This window comes from Bacillus sp. SIMBA_154 (genome assembly GCF_046536015.1).
In the GTDB taxonomy this organism is placed as follows: domain Bacteria; phylum Bacillota; class Bacilli; order Bacillales; family Bacillaceae; genus Bacillus; species Bacillus pumilus_P.
Map to the genome: position 1 here is coordinate 1 of NZ_JAWJBV010000074.1, position 409 is coordinate 409.

The 409-nt window shown below is 49.6% G+C and carries 2 pseudogenes; both read left to right on the top strand.

Annotated features, from left to right (window positions below):
• Window positions 1-325, top strand: a pseudogene (locus tag R0K30_RS21150) (DNA polymerase); the annotation flags it as partial.
• A pseudogene (locus R0K30_RS21155) lies at window positions 314-409 on the top strand (hypothetical protein); the annotation flags it as partial. The pseudogenes R0K30_RS21150 and R0K30_RS21155, both read left to right, overlap by 12 nt.

The following is a 409-nucleotide window of genomic DNA, read 5'->3' on the forward strand; positions in this document are numbered from 1 at the left end:
CACCCGTCCGCTGCACGAATACAAAGCGATCGGCCCGCACGTTGCGGTTGCGAAACGTCTGGCGGCGAAAGGTGTTAAAATCAAACCGGGTATGGTTATCGGTTACATCGTTCTGCGTGGTGACGGTCCGATCTCTAACCGTGCGATCCTGGCGGAAGAATACGACCCGCGTAAACACAAATACGACGCGGAATACTACATCGAAAACCAGGTTCTGCCGGCGGTTCTGCGTATCCTGGAAGGTTTCGGTTACCGTAAAGAAGACCTGCGTTGGCAGAAAACCAAACAGACCGGTCTGACCTCTTGGCTGAACATCAAAAAATCTGGTACCGGTGGTGGTGGTGCGACCGTTAAATTCAAATACAAAGGTGAAGAAAAAGAAGTTGACATCTCTAAAATCAAAAAAGTT